The sequence below is a fragment of the Pseudarthrobacter sp. RHLT1-30-1 genome, assembly GCF_059383415.1.
The window spans coordinates 46,331-67,113 of record NZ_JBWZCG010000005.1 but is presented as its reverse complement, the minus strand read 5'-3'; the positions used below and the strand labels follow the sequence as shown (position 1 = coordinate 67,113).

Below are 20,783 nucleotides of genomic sequence, written 5' to 3'. Positions count from 1 at the left end.
ATATCAGTCCAGGAATATTCAGGGCTCAAGAAAACCGCTAGATATCGAGGAACCGAACGTCCTTGGCGTTCTGCTGAATGAAGTTTCGGCGGGATTCGACGTCTTCGCCCATCAGGGTGGAGAAGGTCTGGTCCGCGGCCAGCGCGTCGTCCATGGTGACCTGCAGCAGGGTGCGGTGGTCGGGGTCCATGGTGGTGTCCCACAGCTCGGTGTAGTCCATTTCGCCCAGGCCCTTGTAGCGCTGGATGCCGTTGTCCTTGGGGATGCGGCGGCCGGCGGCCTGGCCGGAAAGCAGCCGCGCGTCCCGTTCCCGGTCGCTGTAGACGTAGTCGTGCGGGGCGTTGGACCACTTGATCCGGTAGAGCGGCGGCTGTGCGAGATAGACATAGCCGTTCTCGATCAGCGGCCTCATGTAGCGGAACAGCAGGGTCATCAGCAGCGTGGTGATGTGCTGGCCGTCGACGTCGGCATCGGCCATCAGGACGATCTTGTGATAGCGGAGCTTGCTCAGGTCAAAGTCCTCGCCAATGCCGGTGCCGAAGGCGGTGATCATGGACTGCACTTCGGTGTTGCCCAGGGCCTTGTCCAGCCGGGCGCGCTCCACGTTCAGGATCTTGCCGCGCAGCGGAAGGATGGCCTGGGTCTCCGGGTTGCGGCCGCGCTTGGCGGAACCGCCGGCGGAGTCGCCCTCCACGATGTAGACCTCGCACTTCTCCGGGTTCTTCGAGGAGCAGTCGGAGAGTTTGCCGGGCATCCCAAAGGATTCCAGCGGGCTCTTGCGGCGCGCGTTGTCGCGGGCCTTGCGCGCCGCCATCCGGGCCTGGGCCGCGGAGATGGCCTTGCGGATGACATCGCGGGCCGGCCCGGGGTTCCGTTCCAGCCAGTCGCCAAGTCCGTCGGTGACAACGCGCTGCACAAAACCCTTGACCTCGGAGTTTCCGAGCTTGGTTTTGGTCTGGCCTTCGAACTGCGGTTCGGCCAGCTTGACCGAAATGACGGCGGTCAGTCCTTCGCGGATGTCGTCGCCGGTCAGGTTGTCATCCTTTTCCTTGATGATGCTCTTCTCGCGCGCATAGCGGTTAATAAGTGAGGTCATCGCGGCGCGGAAGCCCTCTTCGTGGGTGCCGCCTTCGTGGGTGTTGATCGTGTTGGCGTAGGTGTGGACGCTTTCGGAATACGCGTTGGTCCACTGCATCGCCATTTCCAAGGCGATGTGCCGTTCGGTGTCCTCGGTTTCGAAGGCGATGACGTCCTCGTGGACTACCTCGACCTTCTTGCCGGAGTTCAGGTGCTTCACGTAGTCCAGCAAGCCATCGTTGTACTGGTACACCACGGTGTGGAATTCGGCCGCGACTTCACCGTCAGTGGGGACCACGTCGAGGTCCAGGTCCTCGTCCTCTGAGGGTTCCTCCGCAGCGCGGCGCTCATCCGTCAGCGTGATGCGCAGCCCCTTGTTAAGGAAGGCCATCTGCTGGAAGCGGGCGCGGAGCGTTTCGAAATCGAAATGCGTGGATTCGAAGATGCTGGCATCCGGGTAGAACGTCTGGGTGGTGCCGGTTTCGGACGTCGCTTCACCCTGGATCAGGCCACCTTGTGGCTTGCCGCCGTCAACGAAGGACATTTTCCAGACGTGGCCCTGCCGGCGGATTTCGGTGTTAACGCGGCTAGACAGTGCGTTGACCACGGAGATGCCCACGCCGTGCAGGCCGCCGGAGACGGCATAGCCGCCGCCGCCGAATTTGCCGCCGGCGTGGAGTATGGTCATCACAACTTCAACGGTGGGTTTGTGCTCCGTCGGGTGCATGTCGACCGGGATTCCGCGGCCGTCGTCGACCACTTTGACCCCGCCGTCGGCCTGCAAAACGATTTCGATGTGGGTGCAGTATCCGGCCAGGGCCTCGTCGACCGAGTTGTCCACGACTTCATAGACCAGGTGGTGCAAACCGCGCGGTCCCGTGGAACCGATGTACATGCCGGGACGTTTCCGGACTGCTTCGAGGCCTTCGAGCACCGTGATGTCGCTGGCGCCGTAGCCGTGGGTGGTTGTGGTCCCCGATGGGGTGTCCGCCGCCTCGCCCGATGCTGGTTCCACTGCCGGGATCACTGCATTGTCGTTAGCCACAGGCGCTTTCGACTCCTCTTTTTCAATAATGGCCGGCCGTTGCTCTTCCCGGAGGAAACAGCTACTGCCCGCGGGCACGTCACTGGTCGCGCCGGATGGACCGCTGGCCAGAAGATCCGTTTACCGCACGTGGATATCGCGTCGGAAACGGACTCAGTCAACGTTTCACCGGCGCCCAGTTATCTACCACGATTCTAGCGTGTTATAGGGCCGGAACCCGCATTCCAGGGGGTCAAACGGGAAGGAATGTGCCGCTGGGAGGCCACCGGCTCCGCCTGCAAGGCCCGAGGAGTGCGGGGATGGGGTTCCTATACGACTCCGGGGCGCCCGAGCGGCCTACACGCCGTTTATGCATTTTTCAAGAGTTTTGCAAGGACTGCTTCAGATCCAGTGGGCGGGGAGGTGCGGGAGCTACCCGTAGGTGTCCCTCGGACCGCGGCCGTTGACGGTACGGCTGCCCTTCCGCCAGTTGGGGGCCGCGGGTCCGAGCACCTGGATCTTGGTCACGACGCCGTCGCCGAGTTCAGTGCGGAATTTCTCCAGCAGGCTGAGGCTTAGCAGCCGTAGCTGCGTGGCCCAGGCGGTGGAGTCACAGCGGACATGAAGGGTGGTGTCAGTGAAACTTTCCGGCGTGCAGTGGGCGGAAATCTCCGGACCGACGAGTGTTGCCCACTCGGCCATCACCGAGCCGACCGCAACGGGCGAACTCCAGCCGCGCTCCGCGACGAGCCGCCCCACAACCTTGCCCAGCCCCATTGGATCCCGGCCTGCCCCGTGGAATTGTCCGAAGCCTCGGGTGGCACCGGAACGACGGCCCGTTTTTTGCGGGGTACTGCCGGGCCGCGGCGGGGCCTTGCGCCGGATTTCACCACGCGAGGCGGCCGCGTCGCGCATCCTGTTCAAAGCTGACTGGGCAGCGTCGATGTCGTCCGGATCGCGGCCCGGCTGCAGGCCGCCGTCGGTATCCTTATTCATCGGTCTGCCCGCTCATCGATTCCTCCCGGGACCACCTTCACCCGGCGCCCGGCCAGTTCCGCAGGGATATCGTCCTCGACGGCGGCGGTCACGAGCACCTGCTCGGCGCTGGTTACTATTGCCGCAAGTTTACGCCGCCGCTGGACATCAAGTTCGGCAAAAACATCGTCCAGGATCAGGATGGGGGCGGATCCGCCGGTACGGGCGTCATCGAGCATGACGTAGTACGAAGCCAACCGCAGGGACAGGCACATGGACCAGGTTTCACCGTGCGAGGCGTAGCCTTTGGCGGGGGCGGTGCCCAGGACCAGCTCGAGCTCGTCGCGGTGCGGCCCCACCAGGGAAATCCCACGTTCGAGTTCCCTGCGCCGTGACGATGCGAACGCCCGCACGTAGCGCTCGGTAAGTTCGTCGACGGACAGCAGGCGCAGGTCCTCGGCCGGCCCGGTGGTTTCCGAGCCGCCGTCGTCATCCACAACACCCTGCAGCGTGGAGCGGTAGATGGCTCCCGCGTCCTTGGACCCATCAGTGAGTTGCGCGTAGGCGTTTCTCAGGTGGGGGCGGAGCCGTTCCAACAGTTCCAGCCGGGCGTGCAGCAGTTCGGCACCGGCCCGGGCCATGTGCTGGTCCCAGACATCCAGGGTTGCCTCATGGCCGCTCGTGAATTTTCCGGCGCGCGCGGATTTCAACAAAGCGTTGCGCTGTTTCAGCACCCGATCATAGTCGCTGCGGGTGGCTGCGTGCCGCGGGATGAGGCTCACCAGGAGCTCATCCAGGAAGCGGCGCCGGCTGGACGGATCACCTTTGACCAAGGCCAGATCCTCCGGGGCGAACAGAACGGTTTGGCAGATGCCCAGAATGTCCCGGGCCCGAAGCGGATTGCTGCGGTTGATCCGGGCCCGGTTGGCGCGGGAGCCGTTGATTTCCAGTTCCAGTACGGTGGACTGCTCGCCGCGGACCAGTTTCGCGCGGATCAACGCCTGTTCGGTGCCGAACCGGAGCAGCGGGGCATCCGAACTGACCCGGTGGGAGCTGAGGGTGGCCAGGTATCCGATAGCTTCCATCAGATTGGTTTTTCCGATGCCATTGGAACCGACCAGCACTGTGATGCCTGGCTCGAAGCTTAGGTCCACCTGGGCGTAGCTGCGGAAATCCGTGAGTGAAAGTTGTTGGAGGTACACGCGGGGTTCAGGATTTCAGGGCAGGGCTATTTGGACGGGCGGGTCGCATGTCCGCCGAACTGGTGGCGCAGGGCGGAGACCATCCTCATCGCCGGCGAGTTGTCCTCGCGGGAGGAGAAGCGGGCAAAAAGTGCCGCCGTGATGGCCGGGGCGGGAACGGCATTGGCGATTGCCTCTTCCACGGTCCAGCGTCCTTCACCGGAGTCCTCGACATAGTCGTCGATGGAAGCCAGGCCGGGATCCTCGTCGAGGGCCTTGACCATGAGGTCCAGCAGCCAGGACCGCACGACGGTTCCTTTCTGCCAGGCCCGGAAAGTGCCGGGAAGGTCCGTGACGATGTCCTTGGCGGCCAGGAGTTCATAGCCTTCGGCGTAGGCCTGCATGAGTCCGTATTCGATGCCGTTGTGAACCATCTTGGCGTAGTGGCCCGCGCCGATCCCGCCGACGTGGACAAAGCTGTCCGCACGTTCACCCTCGGGACGCAACACATCGAACACCGGCATCGCACGTTCAATATCGTCGGCGTCCCCGCCGGCCATCAGACCGTAGCCGTTCTGCAGGCCCCAGACTCCGCCGGACACACCGCAGTCTGCGAAACGGATGTCCTTTTCCGCCAGCACGGCACCATGTTTCTGGTCCTCGGTGTAACGGGAGTTGCCGCCGTCGATCACAAGGTCGCCGGCGTCGAGTTTGTCGCCGAGTTCGGAGATCACGGCGTCGGTGATCTCACCGGAGGGGACCATTACCCAGAGCAGGCGCGGTGCGGGCAGGGCGGCGATGAGTTCGTCCATGCTGGCGACGTCGGTGATGTCCGGGTTCCGGTCATAACCGGTGACTTCGATTCCAGCCTTGCGCAGCCGTTCGCGCATGTTGAAACCCATTTTGCCAAGGCCGATCAGTCCGATGTGCACGGTATGAACTCTCTTCTGCGATGGGTGCTTCAGGTGATGGCATCAGCCCAACTGACTGCCAGGTGCGACCGTTTTGGTCCCGTACAACGGCCGTAACTGTCAGCTAGTTGGGCAGCCGGACCGGCATGACCAGGTAACGGTAGTCGCCCTGGTCCTCGCCGTCGGCGTCGTTCTGGGCCGTGATCATGGCCGGCTTGGGCGCACTGGTGAAGGAGAAGCGCACAAACTTGGACTCAATAACGCTCAGACCCTCGATCAGGTAGTGCGGGTTGAAGGCCACGGTGATGTCCTCGCCGGTGAGCTGCGCCTCGAGCTCTTCCGAGGCCTGGGCATCTTCGCCGGTGCCGGCGTCGAGGTGCAGCTGGCCCTGGGTGAAGGCGAGCCGAACGGGGGTGTTGCGTTCGGCGACGAGCGAGACGCGGCGCACCGCCTCAACGAGTTCCGAGGTCTGCACGGTCGCGTGGATCGGCGTGGACTCCGGAAAGAGTGAGCGGATCTTGGGGTAGTCGCCATCCACCAGCAGCGATGTTGTGGTGCGGCCGCCGCTTTCGAATCCGATGAGGCGGCTGTCGTCGTCGGCGAGGGCAATGTTGATGTCGCCGCTGCCGCCAAGGGTTTTTGCCACTTCGTTCAATGTCTTGGCCTTGACCAGCGCGCTGGTGGAAATACCGGGAGTGACCGGCTTCCACGGGACTTCACGCATCGCCAGACGGTAGCGGTCGGTTGCCAGCAGTGTGATCAGGTCGTCCTCGATCTCCATCCGGACACCGGTGAGGATCGGCAGGGTGTCGTCCTTGCTGGCAGCGATGATCACCTGCGAGACGGCCAGGGCGAAGGCATCGCCGGGGACGGTTCCGCTGATCGTGGGCAGCGCCGGCAGCGGCGGGTACTCCGCTTCCGGCATCGTGGCCAGGTGGAAGCTGCTTCGCCGGCAGCTCAGGGTGACCTTGTGGCCGTCGGTTTCGATCTCGACGGGAGCGGACGGCAGGCTGCGGCAGATGTCGGCAAGCAGCCGTCCGGACACCAGAATCGTGCCTTCGGTGGTGATGTCAGCGGGGATTTCGAGCCGGGCGGAGGTCTCGTAGTCGAAGCTCGAGAGGCTGACGGTACCGGCTTCCGCCTTGAGGAGCAGGCCGGAAAGTACGGGTACTGGCGGCCGCGGAGACAACGACCGGGCGGTCCAGGTCACGGCTTCTGCCAGGACGTCCCGTTCGACTCTGAACTTCACGGAAGGGTGCCGCCTTTCATTGCTGCTGACATCGCTGGTGGCCGGGCCACCGGCCCGGCAGGGAATTACAGAAGATGTCCAGTCGGACACACTGCAGTCAGCTTAGCCGCAAGAAGTGTGATTCTCCCATCCCCGGGTTACATCAGTGTGGTTCGGACCGGGCCGGTGGGAGTCGTTCCCGGCCGCGGTCCGGAACGGTCCGGGGCGGGTGTGGGGGTCCGGAAGGAAGTTGTTATTTGAGGGAATTTCATTTTCTAGGGATTAGTAGTGTTAATAACTGCTGTGGATACTGTGGATAACCCTGTTTGGCGGTGCGGTTCCGCGGTTAAGCCCTGTTCATAGATTGTGGGCGGAGCAGGTTTTAAACAGGGTGTGGATGGGGATAACATTTTTGTCCCCAGCGCTGATCCACAGGCGCCTTAAGGGTTTTAAGCCCATTAACCGCGGTTGTCCCCTTAAGTATCCACAGGCTTGTCCACAGGTGCCTGTTAATAAGGTAAGAGTCCGGTCCTGGACAGTTCAGGAATTGCGCTGTTGCTGCTTGATCCGGTTGGTCAGTTCGGTCACCTGGTTGTAGATGACCCGGCGTTCGGCCATCAGCTCGCGGATCTTGCGGTCAGCGTGAATGACGGTGGTGTGGTCGCGGCCGCCGAGCTCCTGCCCGATCTTGGGTAGGGACATGTCCGTCAGTTCGCGGCACAGGTACATCGCGATCTGACGGGCGGTCACCAGGGTCCGGGTCCGGGACTTGCTGCAGAGCTCTTCCATGCTGAGCTTGAAGTAGTCGGCCGTCTGGGTGAGGATCTGCGCGGAAGTGATTTCCTGGGCGCCGTCATCGGTGATGAGGTCCTTGAGAACCATCTCGGCCAGGGCAACGTCGACCGGCTGGCGGTTAAGGCTGGCAAAGGCGGTAACGCGGATCAGGGCCCCCTCCAGTTCCCGGATGTTGCTGGAGATCTTCGAGGCGATGTACTCCAGGGCATCATCGGGGGCGGACAGACCCTCGCTGAGAGCCTTCTTCCGGAGAATCGCGATCCGGGTTTCCAGTTCGGGCGGCTGGATGTCAGTCAGCAGGCCCCACTCGAACCGGGACTTCATCCGGTCCTCAAAACCGGCGAGCAGCTTGGGCGGCTGATCGGAGGTGATGACCACCTGTTTGTTGTTGTTGTGCAGCGCATTGAACGTGTGGAAGAACTCCTCCAGCGTCCGGTCCTTGCCGGCCAGGAACTGGATGTCATCGATCAGGAGGACGTCAACGTTGCGGTAGGTGGTCTTGAAGCTGGTACCTTCGTCATCGCGGATGGAGTTGATGAAGTCGTTGGTGAATTCCTCGGAGTTCACATAGCGGACCCGGATCCCGCTGTAGAGCCGGCGGGCGTAATGGCCGATTGCGTGGAGCAGGTGGGTTTTGCCCAGTCCGGAATCGCCGTAAATGAAGAGCGGGTTGTAGGCCTTGGCCGGGGCTTCAGCCACCGCGACGGCGGCGGCATGGGCGAAGCGGTTCGAGGAACCGATCACGAAGGTGTCGAAGACATACTTCGGATTGAGGCGGCCAAATTCGTGGGACGTGCTGGGCAGCATCGGCTGCGGTTTCAGTTCGACCGAGGGATCGGCCGAGAGGGACAGCTCGACGGCGGGTTCCGGTTCCGTGTAGAGCGGCACGAGATCGGTGTCGACGTCGATCGCGCAGCGGATTTCGTCGGAGAAGACGTTGCGCAGGGCGTCGTCGAGGGCTTCCTTCACCTGCGTCTGCAGCACTTCGCGGGTGAGCTCATTCGGCACCGCCACCAGCAGGGTGGACCCGATCAGGCCCTGCGCCTGGGCGAGGATGACGAAGCCGCGCTGCCGGGGTGAAACACGGTGGTCATTCTCCAGCAGGCTCACGACCCGCCGCCAGGAACTTCCGACAGTGTTGGCTTGGTTGGCTTCGTCTACTGTCATCAATCAGTTCCTCAAACTTGCTTGCCTGCATTACCTGCAGCCCCGCGGGTCGTTCCAGTGCACTGGACCCCGGATAATCCACAGGGTTATGCACAGTCCGTGGATAATGGGCTACTGAGCCACTGTAGGGGATCAAAACGCCAGAAGATAGCTGGGTTCTGTCCTGTGGATAATCACACCGTTGTAGTTCGAAATGGGGGTCCGTGACGCACTTCATCCACAGGCAGGAGCGGCACTTAGCCACACCTGTGGAAACTCTGCGCCGCGGTCCCCGGTTTGACCCGGGAGGGCAGCAACCTCTAATGTTGTGAAGTCCCATGTGTACGCTTTTTGCCTCATTTGAATCTCTCCCGACGTTCCGCGTTGTGCGAGTCGAGGGAAAGCGGCACATACAAAACTTCGCGTCGACCAGTTCTTCCCCTTGATCGGGTGGGCGCACCTTTGATCCCACTGGAGTAACTAACGTGAGCAAGCGGACTTTTCAGCCGAATAACCGCCGTCGAGCCAAGAAGCACGGCTTCCGCCTTCGTATGCGTACCCGTGCCGGCCGTGCCATCCTGGCAGCCCGTCGTGGCAAGGGTCGCATCGAGCTGTCGGCCTAAATAACTGACTCGTCGGTCCACATCCCTGTGCGAGTGTAAAGGTGCTGGCCACCCGCAACCGTCTGAGGACACCAACCGATTTTTCAACAACCGTACGTTCCGGTGTCCGCAATGGACGCCGGAACGTAGTGTTATATACGGCAGCCCTCGCTGCCGATGAACCAAGCCGGATCGGATTCATCGTTTCCAAGGGTGTCGGGAACGCAGTTGTCAGGAACCTCGTTAAGAGGAGACTGAGAGAAGTCGGCGCCATGTCGTTGCAGAAATACGGCAGCGGGTTCGCGATCGTGGTCCGGGCCCTGCCCGCCGCGGCCGGTGCCGGCTGGGACCAGCTGCGCACGGACTATGACGCCGCCTTGGAAAGCAACATGAAACGACTGGGCAGCCGCCTTCCGAAGGCTGCTTCTTCAGTTTCTAACGGAACAACACAGGAAGGGACCCCGCGTGCGTAACTCAACTGCCGCCGTCGTCCCTCCTGCAAAATCCGCGGCAGAATGGCTGGGCCGGGCAATCTGGAACCTGCCCCGCAATATCCTCATTCTGTTGCTTCTGGCGTACCGCAAGGTGATCTCCCCGCTGTACGGCCAGGTTTGCCGATTCTTTCCCAGCTGCTCTGCCTATGCCCTCGAGGCGGTCACCGTTCACGGCGCGGTGAAAGGGAGCTGGCTGGCGGTCAGACGCCTGATGCGCTGCCATCCCTGGAATGCCGGCGGTGTGGACCACGTCCCCGCCGGTAAATGCGAGTGGCCCGCAGACCGCACCCCCACAATTGTTGTCCTGAATAACCCGGACAAGTACCTGGCTGCTCAGACTGATGGAGAAGGCCGCTCCGCGGCCTGACGAATAGGGATATCGTATGGACTTCTTTGAAACAATCATGTTTCCGTTCAAGTGGCTTGTGTCCGTCATTATGGTGGGGTTCCATGAGGGCCTGAGCGCCATCGGACTGCCCGAGGCGTCCGGGTGGACGTGGACTCTGTCCATCATCGGGCTGGTGCTGGTGATCCGTGCCGCCCTGATCCCCGTGTTCGTCAAACAGATCAAGGCGCAGCGTGGCATGCAGTTGTTGCAGCCGGATCTGAAGAAGCTCCAGGACAAGTACAAGGGCAAGACCGACCAGCTCTCCCGCCAGGCCATGGCGCAGGAACAGATGGGCATGTACAAGAAGCACGGCACCAACCCGTTCTCTGCCTGCCTGCCCATGCTGATCCAGATGCCGTTCTTCTTCGCGCTGTTCCAGGTTCTTTCCGGCATCAGTTCAGCCAAGACGCAGGGCAAGGGCATCGGAGCCATGAGCCAGGAGCAGGTGGTGCAGTTTGATGAGTCGAGCATCTTCGGCGCTCCTCTGTCTGCCGCCCTGTTGCATGGCGGAGCCACCAACGTGTCGGTCGTTGTCCTCTCCATCCTGATGATCCTGGCCATGACGGCCTCGCAGTTCATCACGCAGAAGCAGATCATGGCCAAGAACATGTCCGAAGAGGCCATGGCCAGCCCGTTCATGAAGCAGCAGAAGATGATGCTCTACGTCCTGCCGATCGTCTTCGGCGTGGGCGGCATCAACTTCCCCATCGGCGTCCTGATCTACTGGACCACCACCAACCTCTGGACCATGGCACAGCAGTTCTTCGTGATCCGCCGCATGCCGACGCCGGGTTCCCCCGCCGCCAAGGCCCTGGCCGAGCGCCGTGCCGCCAAGGGCCTGCCGGCCCTGCCCCTGACGGGCGCCAAGAAGGCCGAGGCCGAAGCAGCCGAAGCTGCAGCCGCTGCCGCTCTGGTGGCCAGGAGCCAGCGGGTCCAGCCACAACGTAAGAACAGGAAGAGGAAGTAATGTCCGCCGAGAGCACCGAACAGGCTATTGCCGCTGAAGCCATCGACGAGCAGGACGAGGCCCTGAGCGCAGTCCAGGACGCCGAGGCGGGCACTGAACAGGGCGCCGACGCAGGTGCGGACGGCGCCGAGGACGAGGACAAGGGCACCTCTGCCAGCCGCCTCGAGGAAGAGGGGGACGTCGCAGCGGACTACCTCGAAGAACTGCTGGACATCGCCGACATCGACGGCGACATTGACATTGAAGTCCGCAACGGCCGCACCTACATTTCGATCGTCGCTGAGGAAGAAGCGGCCGGACTCGAAAACCTGGTGGGGAAGGACGGCGAAGTCCTCGAAGCGCTCCAGGAACTGACCCGCCTCGCGGTGCTCTCCGCCACCGAAAACCGCTCCCGGCTGGTGTTGGATATTAATGGCTACCGTTCAGAGCGTGCCGGCGAGCTGCAGAAACTCGCCGAAGATGCTGTCGACACCGTCAAGCAGTCCGGTGAAGCGGTGGCGCTGGCGCCGATGAGCGCGTACGAACGGAAAATTGTGCACGACGCCGTTGCTGACCTTGGTCTCATCAGCGAGTCCGAAGGCGAAGGCGCTGACCGCCATATCGTCGTGTCCGCAGACTGAAGGCCGCGGACAGCTTGATGGTTGAGATAACCGCCGCCGAACTGCAGGCAGCCCAGACGATCTTTGGCGACCGCCTGGACCTGGCCAAACGCTATGTGGAGCACCTGGCCACGTCCGGGACGGAGCGCGGCCTGATCGGCCCCCGTGAAGTTCCCCGCCTGTGGAGCAGGCACGTGCTCAACTGCGCCGTGATCGAGAGCCAAATCGCCGCGGGAAGCCACGTGGCCGACGTCGGCAGCGGCGCCGGCCTGCCAGGCCTGTGCCTGGCGATTGCCCGTCCCGATCTGGAGCTGACTCTGATCGAACCACTCGAACGCCGCGTCATCTGGCTCCAGGAGGTGGTGGATGACCTCGGCCTGGAAAATGTCACAATAATGCGCACCCGGGCGGAGCTGGCCGTTGGGATGGTGGACGCGGACGTCGTCACGGCGCGGGCCGTGTCGGCGCTGTCGAATCTTGCCGGACTGACCATTCCGCTGCTGGCGGGCAAGGGTGAAGTTGTGGCCATCAAGGGCCGCAGCGCCGGCGAAGAAGTCGAGAAGGCCGCCAAGACAATCCGGAAGCTGGGCGGCACCCAGACGTCCGTGGTCCTGGTGGGTGAGGGGCTGCTCGAAGAACCCACGACCGTTGTCCGGATTGTTGTGAATAAGCCTCAAAAGATTGCCAAGCATCAGCCCGGTGCCCGCGGACGCCAAGGCTAAGCGGTTAGGCTAGTAACCGGCAGCTAGAAGCCGAACGAGAGTGAGTGTGTCACAGTGACCAGTAGCGAAGCCTCCACACAGCGGATTCCCCCGTTTGTGTCCTTGGGGTCAGCACGGGCCTTCAGTGTGCCTCCTGTCGGTCGCGATAGCCCTGCAAAACACCCGGTTGTGGTTGCGAAGAAAATCGGAATGATGAACGTTTCACGTGAAACATCAGTGGATGCTAGCTCAAACGTCCTGGACTCGATCGATGACTCCAGCCCCATCGCCCGGGAACTGGCCCGTGAGAACAAGCGTCGCGACCGTCTCCTTGGTCGCGAACTTCCCAAGCCTGAGAAGACTCGAATCTTCACTGTCTCGAACCAAAAGGGCGGAGTCGGCAAGACGACGACCACCGTCAATATCGCGGCCGCCCTGGCCGCCGCGGGACTGAACGTCCTGGTCATCGATATCGATCCCCAGGGAAACGCCTCCACGGCCCTTGGAGTCGAACACCACGCGGACGTTGACAGCATTTACGACGTGCTCATCAACGACTTCCCGTTGAAGGATGTCGTGGCGCCGTGCCCGGACATCGCGAATCTGATCTGCGCGCCGGCTACCATCCACCTGGCCGGTGCGGAGATCGAACTCGTCAGCCTGGTTGCCCGGGAGCAGCGCCTGCGTCGTGCCATAGATGTGTACGCCAAGCAGCGGGCAAAGGACGGTGAGGAACGGCTGGATTACATCTTCATTGACTGCCCGCCCAGCCTCGGATTACTGACTGTCAACGCCTTCTGCGCGGCCAACGAGGTGCTTATTCCGATCCAGTGCGAGTACTACGCGCTCGAGGGACTGAGCCAATTGCTTAAGAACATCGAAATGATCCAGAAACACCTGAACGCCGATCTGGTCGTCTCCACCATCCTCTTGACGATGTACGACGGCCGTACCAACCTGGCTGCCCAGGTGGCCGCCGAGGTTCGCGAGCACTTCCCCGAGCAGGTCCTCGGCGCTGTTGTTCCCCGCTCGGTTCGTATTTCCGAAGCCCCCAGCTACCAGCAGACCGTGATGACCTACGATCCCTCATCCAGCGGCGCCCTGTCCTACCTTGAAGCCGCAGCCGAAATCGCGGAACGTTAGAATCTTTTCAAGAATTGCACTAGCTAGAGTCCGGTGATGCGCGGCTCTTCCAATGGAGGGATTTATCCATGAGCGATAAGCGACGCGGCCTCGGCCGTGGACTTGGAGCACTCATTCCAAGTTCCGCCGCGCCTTCCGGCAACGGTTCAGCGCCGTCCCGTCCCGTGGATTTGTTTTTTCCTGAGTCCCGAAAGCGTGCGCCTTCCGCCGGGATCGCGGTCCCGGACGAGACCGATCCGCATTCCGACGCGGAAATGACCGCGGCATCGCAGCCGGCTTTCCCGACGACGGCCTCCCCCGCTGCGGAAACGAAGATGACTGCCGCGGCCAAGAAGGCAGCTGCGCGTCAGCCGGCTGCCGCCAAGGGTGCGAACCAGGCGGCAGCAACGAAGCAGGGTTCGCCCAAGCAGACCGCAGAGCAGGATCTAACTGTTCGAGAAGACAACGATCCGGGAGTGGAGCTCGTGGAGGTGCCGGGTGTCCGCTTTGCGGAAATCCCGGTAAGCGACATCCACCCCAATCGAAAGCAGCCACGGTCGATCTTCGATGAGGACGACATGGCCGAGCTGGTGCATTCGGTTCGGGAAATCGGCGTCCTGCAGCCAATTGTTGTGCGCACTTCAACCGAAGAAGGTGGAGAACCGTACGAGCTCGTCATGGGCGAGCGACGGTGGCGGGCAGTACAGGCCGCAGGGCTGGAAACCATCCCGGCAATAGTCCGTGACACTACGGATGATGACCTGCTTCGCGATGCCCTCCTGGAGAACCTTCACCGGAGTCAGCTGAACCCGCTCGAAGAGGCAGCCGCCTACCAGCAATTGCTGGAGGACTTCGGAACCACCCACGAACAGCTTGCAGACAAGATCGGTCGCTCACGTCCCCAGGTGTCGAACACGCTTCGGCTGCTCAAACTCCCGCCGCTGGTACAGCGGCGCGTTGCGGCCGGCGTCATCTCTGCCGGCCACGCACGGGCGCTGCTTGCTCTTCCTGATGCCGCAGCCATGGAGCGCATGGCCCAGAAAATTGTGGCCGAAGGGATGTCGGTTCGGGCAACCGAAGAAGCCGTAACGCTGTATCAGAATCCAGCGACCACGCCGAAGAACAACATTCCCCGCCCGGGCGCTCGACACGAGCGCCTTGATTACCTCGCATCCTCGCTCTCTGACCGGCTCGATACCAACGTCAAGATATCGCTCGGTGCACGCAAGGGACGGGTCAGCATCGAGTTCGCAAGTGTCGAAGACCTCAACCGAATTATGGACGTCCTCACGCCCGGGGCCTCCGGCTAGTCCAGTAATTCGTCTCTGAGGGGCCCGTTTCACGTGAAACGGGCCCCTTTCTTATTTCTGTTAATGGGCATCGACGGAGACTGAGAACTGTTCCATTCGGGCCGCTATCGAATGTTCCAGGACAGCGTGGCCGCCTTAGGGACGGACGGGGACCTATGCCTGGCTCCCCTCCGGCGTCGAAGTCGCCGTTCCGCCAGATCACCCGCCGTAGGGACTCACTGATCGGGGCTTCTGCCCTGTATCGCAGTGGATGAGACGCGGACCGTGTGATGAAAGCAGCACATTCGTCGCGTTGGGCCGACAACAGTCCCTTGGGACTGACGGAATGCTGCCCGCTGTCCTGGGCGGAGCCGCCACCTCGTCGGGTGCCCGGATTCACAGGCGCGGGATTCTGCTGCTTATCCCTTTTTACTCGTCCGAGCTCATAGGCACTGGAGCGCAAGGTCAACTGCCTGGGCCTGGGGCGCGCCACTACGTTTCACGTGAAACATCAAACCTTCGGACGAGGAACTCCTGCCCTGGCCTAGGTCAGGAGCGCCGGCGTACCTGCTAGTGCCGGGCATCTGCAATCCACACTTCATCTTGCCAATGATTGTCTGTGTGGAAAGGTTTCGTCGCGTATCCGAATCGACTCCCTGTGCCTGAGGGTCTAGTCACCCCCTTCGCCTTGAGACAGTTGGAGATGCGGTCGCTGCGCCAGGAAAGTGGTCCTGTTTCACGTGAAACATCTGGTCGGGGACAACAGTGATTCGGACATCACCTGCAGGTGTCGAGCCTTTCCGGCCGGACCAGCCCTGGAATCAGATGGCTCCACGCGGATTGGGAGCCGCGCTGAGAGCCTTCTCGTCATCCACGGCTCCCGTCCTCAATCAGTCTCAACAGGGGCGCGCAGAATCCGCTGTAGAGGCCTGAGAGTCGGTCAGAAAGACACTGGCGCAGATCGGCCTTCTCTGTTGTCCACGCGTTGTTCACATCCGGCGGTTTCCCATAGGCCTGCCGATGATGTCGGGCTTGCAGGACTCCCCATTGGGCAAGCACGGTCGCCGGTAGAGGGTTACGACGTCCGGGCGGATCGGAGTTGAGTGGTCCAGTGCGTAAGGTGTCCGCTGAGGTGTCGGCAATTGGGGCCCACCATTCGGATTTCGCCGCACGACGGAATTGGATGCCTCATCCGCCAGCGGCCAACCAGTGGGTGAGCTTCAGGCGGTCTGCAGGGCCGCTGACAGTGGGCGCTCCAGAGATTCCGGTGGGGCTCGCCGTACGTGAGTCACGGACACCGGCTGAGCTGACCGTAGATGTGCCGGTATGGCCTATCAGCTGGACAGCGACGGCCCTGACACGTGGGCCGACATGGGTGGCCTTCCCGGGCCGCATGGGCTCCTCCAGTCCCCGGGCAGTTCTGTCACAGGGAAGGCCTGACCCCCTAGCTTGCGCACACACCCTGGAGAATGCCGAGGCCCCACAAGCCGGGGGCTCGAGATCCTGGGTGTACTACGGCTGCCTGGGGCGGTTTCCTTGGTCGCCTGATTAGGACGGAAGCATCACTCGTCTGACGCGTCCAGCTGGCGACGGGGACAACCGGGGTGGTGAATGCTGGGTCATCAACAGGGACTTTGCCGTCCGCACAAGACCGCGGACCAACGCGGCGCGTCTGGTCGGGACAGCGTGGACCTACCAGGTCCTTCGTCACCGCAAGACCACAGTGTTGCTGGCCCGGCCATGCAGGGTTGGCTGGATCTCCGGCACCGCCACGTGTTTGGCTGGTCGGCCAGAAACTGCTGGAGCTTGGCGGGCCCCGGCATCGGATGGGTACACCTGGACGGGCCGCCGGTCCCCACATTAGTTTTGGAGTCCGTCAGCGTCGCCCCTCAAGGTGGCCGGCTCTGGGTACTCATGCGTGGCTGTCCTTAGAAGACGGACGCGGCCGAGGTTAATTTCGCCGTAGGTTGGTGGGAGCGGCCGAACCAGAATTTCTCTAACACCCTAGTCGAGCGATTTGTGCCTCCGCCGTGGGAGGACTCAAGTGTTGGGGCGGTGGATAGCTCGGTGGATATCGCTGTGGATAACTTTGTGGATTACCGAGCGCGAGTCACCCCTTTCGTGGTCCTGACCTTGGAGGCTATATTGGCCCGGCGGAGAGATCGCACGAGGCAATCGCGTAATGCAATCCTATGTTTCACGTGAAACATGGTCCGCTCCGAAACGCCGACTCGATCTGTACTCCCCTGCGCTTCATAAATCCGCCTTTGCCGGTTAATTTCCGCACGATAGCGGGCTGTCAACTCGGGAACCGCAACCGTGCCGCCTCGTGCTGCAGCCCAACATCAAGGTGACCTAGACCGACCACTGGGCCAAAGCCCTCGGCGTTGCCGGTTCTCCTTGGACTGAAGTCAAACCGGGAGCCCGTGAGAACTGTCGCATCTTCTGTGGATAAACATGTGAATAAGTTCTGTGGAGAACTTTGTGGATATCGCCACAGGCGGCCGAGTGCGGGAAGAATTGTGGACGTGGCAGTCGGCCCCTTCAGTGTGGGGGTGGTGGCGATAGGGTCCAGTCCGAACCGGCCGCCGCGCCCTGGTGTCCTGCCGCGGTCCGGACCCATGGGCTGCATGTTCGTGGGGTCCGTTGCGGGTCCGGTGAAACAGCACGGTTGCCGAGTGGGAAACGCTCCGTGTGTCACCCAGCAGCCGAGCAAGCGCAAGCGCCAACTACTCCCCCGTGTACTTACCGGCCTTCCGGTTCATCAGCAATCGTCGATGTGGAAGCCCTCGTCACGGTCTCTAGTGTGGAGTGCTGTGGATGGGCCAAAGGTGTGTACCTCTCATCGGGAAACTCTGACGCGTGCCAATCCAGTCTCGCAAGCAACATCATGCCATCCCGGGCGGAACACAGGACCGGGCCCTCATGAGCGGGCATCCTTGTGTTGGCGACGGTCCGGCGGGGGGGGGGGGTGTTAGCTACGGTCCCAGCGGGGGCCGGCTGCTCCCTCGGTCTGTCGGCATAGGCGGTGACATCTGGATCATCGTCGATTCTCTTCCTCCCGATTGTCAGCCTTGCAGGGTCCGGCAGGATCGTCCACCCAGCGCCGAAGTGGATCTTCGGGTGTGCCGTTCGCCGCCCCCAGACCCGCTTGAAGGGCCGCAGGTCGTCCCGGGCCCGGAGGTCAGTTATGTTTACCCGATCTCAGTGAACCTCCAGCCCCGGCGGTCCGGCAGAACCTACAGGAGCCCTCCCCCTCGACTGGCCAGTCTTGGAAATGGGCGCTACGCCGTGACCGCCGGTTAGGAACCGGCTGCACAGGACAGTGACTTACGCGTTCCGGTCCAAGTATGAGCATTACCCTGGGTGTAGCCATTTGCTGGGCATTGGATGCTGCTGGCGGTGTAGGCACCTCCTCGGCCGAAGGACGATGCTGTTTCACGTGAAACCTTCATGTCCAGGCGAGGCACCGTGCAGTGGCCACAGCCGCGGATCCCCACGCAGATCGCCTGGGTGTCCATCATGGTAGCGATGGATTCCTCGCTGTGAGGGCGTCCAAGCGGTTCGACCAGCTCTGCGATTCCCTCCGGGCGCCGGCAGTTGGCTTGAGACCACAGGAGACAGATGATGCGAAATGTGAGAGTTGTATATCAAGTGTGCACCGCTCGGGCCTTGCGCACCGAATATCGAGACCGCTGGGGTCTCACGTGATTCGGCAGATCGGAAAAATATGGTTTCACGTGAAACAAAGCCCGTAGCCCGGTCGTCAATTGTCGCCCTTGGGCCCGTTTGCCCGGCACATTTATGGGTCCCCGGGGTAAATGGAGGGAAGTTTGGGGTGGCGCAGCGTTGCATATCGGCGTTGAGGGGAGGCCAGCTGGCGGATCGGCCTCGACCCCCTGGCTGATCGCCCACGAGCCGCCAACTAACAGCCAGTCCCGGAGCATGCTGCCAGCGAGCCCAGGGATCCATCCTTCAGCTGGCTCGCCGCGTTGAGCCATGCTCACGGCTTGGTTTCACGTGAAACATCTCTCGCCAGTGCCGTCGGATAGTCGGGTGGTCTGTGTCGATACCAGGTGAAGCGGGACGGCTCTACGCAGTGCGGCCGGACCCGCGGTCCACAAGCCGCTAAGGCGTTCCTTCTGAATAACGCGCCGACACGCATAGAGGTGGAGCGAGCGCCAGACCTGGAAATACCAAAAGTCGACTGATTCTCGGGGTGAGGCCACGAATGAGGCACGCCCGGATCAACATCGAACCTCAGGAGCCGGGAGGTCGAAGCGGCACTTGAACCACCCCTATCAAGCCCCGGTGTCGGGTCAGGGCCAACCGCCACAGCTCTTGCGCACACGGGGAAACACCGGGTGAAGGCCCGGATCACGTCGCTTGCGAACACGTTTCACGTGAAACATTGCCGGAGCTGCGCCTGGTGTGATTCCCCCGTGGAGCATCCCGTTCCCAAACCGAGCAGCAGTGTTTCATGTGAAACGGTGGACTAAGCTCGGCGGCATGAAACAGAATCGGCATAGGGCGGCCGCGATGGACAATGAGGGCAGTGCCAGCACGCCCCAGAACCCCGGTATGGTCCAGACACAAGAGGTGGTGCCCTTCTCCGATGGGGAAAAACGAAGATGCAGACAGAGGCGGCGATACGGCGCATTTACCGGCCGAAGACAGCCGTGAAGTGGTGATTCCACCGGAACTGGGACGCTCGGCTAAGGATCCGGGCAGCTGGCGTCGGTTCCGCAGCAGGCTGGCAACGGCAGAAAAGAAAGTGGCCCCACTTCCTGGGAAGTGAGGCCACTCGGGCTAGGTCCGCACTGGGTGCAGACCAATCCAACACGTTAGGACAGAACGTCCGCGAATTCCTTTTCGAAGAACTGCTTGGGGCGGGCTCCGATGACGGTACCCTTTACCTCGCCGCCCTGGAACAGGTAGACAGCGGGAATAGATGTAATTCCGTACTGGGCTGCGATCGCCGGGTTGTCGTCAACGTTTACCTTGACGACGTCCACCTTCTCGCTGTACTCCACGGAGATCTCGTCGAGGATCGGTCCGAGCTTGCGGCACGGTCCGCACCATTCGGCCCAGAAGTCCACGATGACCGGCTTGTCAGAAGCCAGTACATCGGTGCTGAAACTAGCATCTGTTACGTCTTTTGCGTTGCTCATTGCCCTGTCTTTCTCTTCGGTTGATTGCTGCGCCGTTTAGGCGTGGAAGTCTGCGAGGTAGTGTTCGACGTCGAGTGCGGCTACACAGCCGGAACCCGAGGCGGTGATGGCCTGACGGTAACTGGGGTCGATGACATCTCCGGCCGCGAAGACGCCCTGGACGCTTGTCTTGGAGGTCCGGCCGTCGACGGCGATCGTGCCCTCGGGGGTCAGGTCCAGTTTGCCCTTGATGAGTTCAGTGCGGGGATCGTTGCCGATCGCGACGAAGACACCACTGACGGCGAGTTCCGTCTCGGCGCCGTCCACGAGGTTCTTCAACCGTAGGCCGGTGACCTTGTCCTCACCGAGGACATCCTCGACGCCGGTGTTCCAGACGAAGCTGATCTTCTCGTGGGCCAGTGCGCGGTCGGCCATGATCTTGGACGCCCGCAGGCTGTCGCGGCGGTGAACCACGGTGACAGACTTGGCGAACTTGGTGAGGAAGAGTGCCTCTTCCATTGCGGAGTCCCCGCCGCCGATCACGGCGATGTCCTGGTTCTTGAAGAAGAAACCGTCGCAGGTTGCACACCAGCTCACGCCGTGGCCGGAGAGGCGCTTTTCGTTGGGCAGGCCGAGCTCGCGGTAGGCCGAACCTGTCGACAGAATGATTGAGCGCGCACGGAAGGTCTCCCCCGTGCCGATGGTTACGGTCTTGATGTCGCCGTCGAGATCCAGGGCGGTGACGTCCTCGAACTGGATTTCGGTACCGAACCGCGCGGCCTGCTTCTCGAAGTTCTCCATGAGGTCCGGACCCATGATGCCATCCGGGAATCCCGGGTAGTTCTCGACGTCGGTTGTGTTCATCAGTTCGCCGCCGGCGGTAACTGACCCTGCCAGGAGCAGAGGCTTAAGGTTGGCGCGCGCCGTGTACACCGCGGCGGTGTAGCCCGCGGGGCCGGAGCCTACGATGATGACATCACGTACTTCGGACGTGGTGTTTTCTGCGTTGCTCACTGAACGGTGAACCTCTTCCTTTGTCTATCCGCCCGCCTGGGTGGCCGGCCACATGGCACAACTACTACTTGTTGCTGAATATTCCGGTCGGTTCGGGCGCAGGACAAGCACACCCCTACT

The 20,783-nt window shown here is 62.1% G+C and carries 16 protein-coding genes; 8 read left to right on the top strand and 8 right to left on the bottom strand.

Annotated features, from left to right (window positions below):
* Positions 1-37: 37 nt before the first annotated feature.
* The 6 genes from gyrB to dnaA form a co-directional block, all read right to left on the bottom strand.
* Positions 38-2,122 carry a DNA topoisomerase (ATP-hydrolyzing) subunit B gene (gyrB, locus tag AC50YM_RS05730; protein WP_494956009.1) on the bottom strand — a complete coding sequence of 695 codons (2,085 nt, stop codon included), beginning with the start codon at positions 2,120-2,122 and terminating at the stop codon, positions 38-40.
* A 411-nt stretch (positions 2,123-2,533) separates the two neighbouring features.
* Positions 2,534-3,097, bottom strand: a complete 564-nt coding sequence (locus AC50YM_RS05725; RefSeq protein WP_494956008.1) for a DciA family protein — start codon at positions 3,095-3,097, stop codon at positions 2,534-2,536.
* The gene (recF, locus tag AC50YM_RS05720; RefSeq protein WP_494956007.1) at positions 3,094-4,278 is read right to left on the bottom strand and encodes a DNA replication/repair protein RecF; all 1,185 of its coding nucleotides are present in this window, start codon (positions 4,276-4,278) and stop codon (positions 3,094-3,096) included. The genes AC50YM_RS05725 and recF overlap by 4 nt, the downstream gene beginning before the upstream one ends.
* A 26-nt stretch (positions 4,279-4,304) precedes the next feature.
* Positions 4,305-5,222: a phosphogluconate dehydrogenase (NAD(+)-dependent, decarboxylating) gene (gene gnd, locus AC50YM_RS05715; RefSeq protein ID WP_494956094.1), complete on the bottom strand. Its 918-nt coding sequence runs from the start codon at positions 5,220-5,222 to the stop codon at positions 4,305-4,307.
* Positions 5,223-5,292: 70 nt separating this feature from the next.
* Entirely contained in the window at positions 5,293-6,417 is a 1,125-nt protein-coding gene (gene dnaN / locus AC50YM_RS05710; protein ID WP_494956006.1) for a DNA polymerase III subunit beta, read from the bottom strand.
* Positions 6,418-6,936: 519 nt separating this feature from the next.
* Positions 6,937-8,358, bottom strand: coding sequence for a chromosomal replication initiator protein DnaA (gene dnaA, locus AC50YM_RS05705; protein ID WP_494956005.1), 1,422 nt, complete (start codon positions 8,356-8,358; stop codon positions 6,937-6,939).
* 464 nt (positions 8,359-8,822) lie between these two features.
* On the opposite strand from dnaA, the gene rpmH reads away from it, so the two are divergent.
* The 8 genes from rpmH to AC50YM_RS05665 all read left to right on the top strand — a co-directional run bounded on the left by rpmH (position 8,823) and on the right by AC50YM_RS05665 (position 14,520).
* Positions 8,823-8,960 (top strand): 50S ribosomal protein L34, encoded by a 138-nt coding sequence (gene rpmH / locus AC50YM_RS05700; RefSeq protein ID WP_062008104.1) that lies wholly within the window; start codon positions 8,823-8,825, stop codon positions 8,958-8,960.
* 41 nt (positions 8,961-9,001) lie between these two features.
* Positions 9,002-9,412 carry a ribonuclease P protein component gene (gene rnpA / locus AC50YM_RS05695; RefSeq protein WP_494956004.1) on the top strand — a complete coding sequence of 137 codons (411 nt, stop codon included), beginning with the start codon at positions 9,002-9,004 and terminating at the stop codon, positions 9,410-9,412.
* Positions 9,405-9,800, top strand: coding sequence for a membrane protein insertion efficiency factor YidD (gene yidD / locus AC50YM_RS05690; protein WP_494956003.1), 396 nt, complete (start codon positions 9,405-9,407; stop codon positions 9,798-9,800). Before rnpA ends, yidD begins: the two co-directional genes overlap by 8 nt.
* A 16-nt stretch (positions 9,801-9,816) precedes the next feature.
* Positions 9,817-10,788, top strand: coding sequence for a membrane protein insertase YidC (gene yidC, locus AC50YM_RS05685; RefSeq protein ID WP_494956002.1), 972 nt, complete (start codon positions 9,817-9,819; stop codon positions 10,786-10,788).
* Positions 10,788-11,408, top strand: a complete 621-nt coding sequence (locus AC50YM_RS05680; RefSeq protein WP_494956001.1) for a Jag family protein — start codon at positions 10,788-10,790, stop codon at positions 11,406-11,408. The genes yidC and AC50YM_RS05680 overlap by 1 nt, the downstream gene beginning before the upstream one ends.
* Positions 11,409-11,425: 17 nt before the next feature.
* A complete protein-coding gene (gene rsmG / locus AC50YM_RS05675) occupies positions 11,426-12,109 on the top strand; it encodes a 16S rRNA (guanine(527)-N(7))-methyltransferase RsmG (protein ID WP_494956000.1) in 684 nt (227 codons plus the stop codon).
* Positions 12,110-12,163: 54 nt separating this feature from the next.
* Positions 12,164-13,231 (top strand): ParA family protein, encoded by a 1,068-nt coding sequence (locus AC50YM_RS05670; protein ID WP_494955999.1) that lies wholly within the window; start codon positions 12,164-12,166, stop codon positions 13,229-13,231.
* 68 nt (positions 13,232-13,299) lie between these two features.
* Positions 13,300-14,520: a ParB/RepB/Spo0J family partition protein gene (locus AC50YM_RS05665; RefSeq protein WP_494955998.1), complete on the top strand. Its 1,221-nt coding sequence runs from the start codon at positions 13,300-13,302 to the stop codon at positions 14,518-14,520.
* A gap of 4,823 nt (positions 14,521-19,343) precedes the next feature.
* On the opposite strand, the gene trxA is transcribed toward AC50YM_RS05665, so the two are convergent.
* Together trxA and trxB are read right to left on the bottom strand one after the other, a co-directional pair.
* The gene (gene trxA, locus AC50YM_RS05660) at positions 19,344-19,670 is read right to left on the bottom strand and encodes a thioredoxin (RefSeq protein WP_024366983.1); all 327 of its coding nucleotides are present in this window, start codon (positions 19,668-19,670) and stop codon (positions 19,344-19,346) included.
* A 36-nt stretch (positions 19,671-19,706) separates the two neighbouring features.
* Positions 19,707-20,663, bottom strand: coding sequence for a thioredoxin-disulfide reductase (gene trxB, locus AC50YM_RS05655; RefSeq protein WP_494955997.1), 957 nt, complete (start codon positions 20,661-20,663; stop codon positions 19,707-19,709).
* Positions 20,664-20,783: the final 120 nt, after the last annotated feature.